The organism is Homoserinimonas sp., assembly GCF_056262345.1.
Genome location: NZ_JBACFR010000188.1, coordinates 1 through 3,837, shown reverse-complemented (window position 1 = coordinate 3,837; position 3,837 = coordinate 1). Strand labels below are relative to the sequence as shown.

Annotated in this window: 4 protein-coding genes; 2 read left to right on the top strand and 2 right to left on the bottom strand. The window is 63.0% G+C overall.

Features of this window, described 5'->3' with window-relative positions; genetic code table 11:
• On the top strand, positions 1-1,568 hold a 1,568-nt coding region (locus AC062T_RS09440), incomplete at its 5' end, for a DUF262 domain-containing protein (RefSeq protein ID WP_476029442.1).
• 6 nt (positions 1,569-1,574) lie between these two features.
• On the opposite strand, the gene AC062T_RS09435 is transcribed toward AC062T_RS09440, so the two are convergent.
• Both AC062T_RS09435 and AC062T_RS09430 read right to left on the bottom strand, forming a co-directional pair.
• Entirely contained in the window at positions 1,575-1,973 is a 399-nt protein-coding gene (locus AC062T_RS09435) for a RidA family protein (protein WP_476029440.1), read from the bottom strand.
• Positions 1,974-2,044: 71 nt separating this feature from the next.
• On the bottom strand, positions 2,045-3,175 hold the full coding sequence (locus AC062T_RS09430) for a DUF998 domain-containing protein (RefSeq protein ID WP_476029438.1): 1,131 nt from the start codon (positions 3,173-3,175) through the stop codon (positions 2,045-2,047).
• Positions 3,176-3,349: 174 nt separating this feature from the next.
• On the opposite strand from AC062T_RS09430, the gene AC062T_RS09425 reads away from it, so the two are divergent.
• Positions 3,350-3,837: alcohol dehydrogenase catalytic domain-containing protein (locus tag AC062T_RS09425; protein ID WP_476029436.1), on the top strand; the 488-nt coding region annotated here is incomplete at its 3' end.

The window sequence follows — 3,837 nt, the reverse complement described above, 5'->3', positions numbered from 1 at the left end:
ACGCCGAGCTGCGCGACTCTCGCTTCGATAACAACTACGCGTTCTTTCGCAGCCAGATTCCAGCCGAGGAGGTGCCGCGAATCTGGTCTGGTTTGCAGCGCCTTGAGCATGTTTCGATCACGCTTGGCACCAATGCCAATGCGCAGCAGACCTTCGAGAGCCTCAACTCGACGGGTGAGCCCCTGCGCGATCATGAGCTGATCCACAACTACGTGCTCATGGGCCTCTCGCACGCCGAGCAGAGCGAAATCGAAGATAGCTTCTGGCTGCCGATCGAACGCAACACGGGCGATGCAATCGGCGCATTCTGGCGGCACTTCATGATCATGACGACGGGCCGGGAGATCGATGCGGCAGACGGTCGTGGCGTCTACGACACGTTCCGCCACCGGTTTCCGCGCCTCGACCTCCACATCCTCCGCAAGCAGGCCACAGAGTGGCGCGAGTTTTCGGAGGTCTACAGCGCCCTGCTCGACCCGACACACGAGCCGGATGAGCAGATCGCCCGGCAGCTCGGCTACGTCAACACGTTTGGCCGGGGCATGTACCCCCTCGTCATGCGGGCGTACTACGACTACCGGCACGGCTCGTCGCCTCGGGATGCTCTGATCAACACGCTCGAGAACATCCAGTCGCTGCTGCTGCGCCGCACCGCCGTTGGCCTCAAGAACGGTCGTCTCGTCGCACGGTTGTGTCGCGCTAGCGCGCACGGCCCCTCAGTATTGGCCTCAGCGATCGCGCGGATCACCCCGTCCGATGAGCGGGTGCGGGTTGCGCTCAAGTACGGCGCGCTCCCCCACCCCGCATACGTGCTCGACCGTCTTTCTAACCTCGATCGGGTTGCGGATCTGGATGTTGAGCACATTCTTCCCGTCACTCCCGGCGATTCCTGGTCGGGCGACGGCGTGCGCTCCTGGTCCGACTTCAGCGAGGACGAGCAGAACAGCTACCGAGCCCTTTCGCAGACTCTGGGCAACCTTGCTCTTCTCGAACCGCACCTCGCAATGCGGGCGGGCAACGAGCCCTTCGCCGTGAAGCGGGACACGATCTATTCGCAGAGCGGCGTCGCCGCGACCCGCGAACTTGCCTCTGTTGAGACCTGGAACACGGCAGCGATCTCGGAGCGCACAGCGCGCCTCACGACCGAGTTCCTCCGCATCTGGGCTCGCCCAGCATCCGGCGAGATTGACGATGACGATCTCACCCCAGTTCTCGACGCCAAACGCCGCCGCGGCTGGCCGCGCGGGTGGGAGCGTGAGTTTGACTACGTTGAGTACCGCGGTGAGCACTGGGAAGTGCACGACGTCAAGTACCTCTTCAACCGGGTATTCAAGCGGCTGTGGGCAGACTCCCGCGAAAGCGTTGTCGCCTTCAGCGCCCGTCGCGGCGGGCCCATCTTCGACGCGCAATCGTGGAACGGGCAGTGGGACGCACTGGATGATTCCCACTTTCTCTACATGGGCTGGGACTCCAAATACATGCTGACCGCCGTACAGGGAGTGCTCGAAGAGTCTGGACTCGCATCCGATGTCTTCGTCAAGTACTCCTACATCGGCGACGCAATGTAGCTCCTGCTAGCCCTCGCTCGCCGGCACCGCCGCAACTGCGTCGATCTCGACGAGCGCACCGGGACGCGCTGGTGTCATCGCCAAAACCGTAACGGCGGTTCGGCGCGCACCCCACACCGTCTGGGTTGCGGCGTAGGCCTCGGTCGGGTCGATGCCGACCGCGAGATAGATGGTGAGCTTGGCGACAAGGTCAGGAGTCGTACCTGCCGCCTCCAGCACAGCCAGCAGGTTTCGTAGCGCCTGCTCCGTTTGCGGGCCGAGTCCCTCCAGGAGCGCCCCTTCGGAGTCGGCGCCATTCTGCCCACCGACATAGAGGGTCGCGCCAGCCGGAGCGATCATCCCCTGCGCGAACGCCGGGCTCCTGTACAGCTGTGGCGGGTCAATCGGGGTGAGTGTGCTGGCCATTGTGGATCCCTTGATTGCGCGAAACGGGGATCCATCGTGCGCCCCCAAGCTGAGGGCTGCCAGCGAGTCTGTTAGGCGGATGCAGCATCCGCCTCCATGGCGCTGGTGTTGCGAATGAAGAGGATGAGCCAGCTGAAGATGAGAACCGCGGCCACGAGTTCTACCGCCGTCAGGGTGTAGTACCCGGTGATGAAGAACACGGCGAGCACGGCAATGACGGCGAGGAACGCATAGCCCAGGACTGCGAACGGTTGTGGCAGTTGCGGAATCCACCGGCGGAGGCAAACCACTAGGACAGCGAAGACGACACACATACTTGACGCAAAAACACTGTGGATCGTGAAGAACGTATCGACAGGAAAGATGCCAACGCAGCCCAGGCAGATGCCGATCACAATGAGGCAGGTGCGGACCATTGCAACGCCGTGCGGGTTGGTGGTGCGAAGGCGTGCAGTTGCGTATCGAGCGATCGCGGTGACAAGAACTCCCCCGACGATGAGCGTGAGGTTGAAGGCCATTGCGGAGAGATCATCCGTCATGCCAAGCGCACTGAGGTTCTCCATCCACCAATGCGGGTCGCTCGCTGTGAGCATGCTCGCGAGGGCCCCAAAAACGAGGAATATCAGTAGCACAGTAGAGAGAAGCATCGGGGTCATCGAGACCGCGGAAAGAAAAGCGAAATACGCCGTCACCGCCACGCCCGTCGCCGAAAGCACGATTACCGGGACCGGAAAGACGGATGCGTCCAGAAAAGCTCTCTCGAGCAGGTCAGACAGCACAACCCAGCCGAGAAGCGCGATCACCGCATGGGCGAAGGCGATGGCCGCGACATCGATCCCATTGAGCAAGCGCCTGTCGGGGGCTCGGGGATGTCCCGTCTCGGGCGTTGGCTCCCCCGCCGCGAGACGACTGCGCTGGGTAAGCCACCCGGCTGTGTACGCAGCCAAGGCAGCTAGGGCCGCCACGATGGCGACAAACTGCCCGACGGAACCGGGGCCATTAATGGGCGCGCTCTCGAACCGGAAAACGAGCACAGCGATGACTGCTGTGATGACAAAACCGATGGCGCCAACGGCCAGGGCGAGCGACTCGAAGTTCGTGGCGCTCCTGAGCCGCCGTTCATGGACGGGGCTCTTGTCGCTCGGGCTTACGGGAGCCGACGTGCCGGTTCGCGCTGTGCCTGTTCTCGCTGCGGAGGCCATGGCCTAACGCTAAGGAGGCCGCAGCCAAGCGACATCGCTCTCACCGGATGATCTCCTTGCTGCGTGCTCACGGACTCAGCTTTCGCACTGGCATTCCCAGGGCAGTTGCCGTTTGCTGGCTTGCGAATGGACAGGGCCCGTTCGGCAACCCTGGTGATGTGAGGAGGTCACGAGATGCGCGGTGTGATGATGTATGCCCCAGGGGATGTTCGGGTCGAGGACCGCCCCATGCCCTCAATCCTCGAACCCACCGATGCAATTATCGCGGTCGTCGCCACGTGTATCTGCGGCTCCGATCTATGGCCATATCGTGGGTTGGAGCCGCTGGCGGCGGTTCCACAGCCGATGGGTCACGAGTACGTTGGCATGGTTGAGACCGCCGGCGACCAGGTGACGAGCGTTCGCCAGGGAGACTTCGTCGTCGGTTCATTCGTGGCCTCGGATAACACGTGCGAAATCTGTCGATCCGGATACCAGTCGCGGTGCATTCACAACGTGATGATGGGGTCGATCGGCACTCAGGCTGAGTACGCGCGCATCCCTCTCGCCGACGGCACCCTGGTCGCAACGCCCGCATACCCCGCCGATGACCTCATTGCCCCGCTGCTGGCCGCATCCGACGTTCTTGGTACGGGTTGGTATGCCGCGGTCGCCGCGCAGGC

Coding starts and splice junctions, on each gene's coding strand:
- AC062T_RS09435 (WP_476029440.1), bottom strand. CDS start 1,973: ATGGCCAGCACACTCACCCCGATTGACCCGCCACAGCTGTACAGGAGC.
- AC062T_RS09430 (WP_476029438.1), bottom strand. CDS start 3,175: ATGGCCTCCGCAGCGAGAACAGGCACAGCGCGAACCGGCACGTCGGCT.